This is a genomic window from Priestia sp. 10L35 (assembly GCF_056395685.1).
Genome location: NZ_JBFTKA010000072.1, coordinates 1 through 359, shown reverse-complemented (window position 1 = coordinate 359; position 359 = coordinate 1). Strand labels below are relative to the sequence as shown.

General features: G+C 36.5%; 1 protein-coding gene. It reads right to left on the bottom strand.

Annotated features, from left to right (window positions below; genetic code table 11):
- Nucleotides 1-24 precede the first annotated feature (24 nt).
- Nucleotides 25-228, bottom strand: a complete 204-nt coding sequence (locus AC1DEF_RS29405; protein ID WP_047934552.1) for a cold-shock protein — start codon at nucleotides 226-228, stop codon at nucleotides 25-27.
- Between the last annotated feature and the right edge of the window lie 131 nt (nucleotides 229-359).

Genomic DNA, 359 nt, shown 5'->3' with positions numbered 1-359 from the left:
TGGAGTCTTTTTTACTCATTTTGATTATGCTACTTTATGAACGTTAGCAGCTTGTGCTCCACGTTGACCTTGTTCGATATCAAACGTTACTTTTTGACCTTCGTCTAACGATTTAAAGCCTTCACTTTGAATAGAGCTGAAATGTACGAATACATCGTCTCCGCCTTCGATTTCGATAAAACCGAAGCCTTTGTCTGCATTAAACCATTTCACTGTACCTTGTTCCATAATATTGCCTCCTAGTGTGGAATACTCCACACTTATATTACTACCCTTGTCCAACCATACTATCTTAAGATGAAAATTTCTATGGAAGAGATTTCTCTTCTCTTAATCCTACACCGAACAAAAATAATTAA

Coding starts and splice junctions, on each gene's coding strand:
- AC1DEF_RS29405 (WP_047934552.1), bottom strand. CDS start 228: ATGGAACAAGGTACAGTGAAATGGTTTAATGCAGACAAAGGCTTCGGT.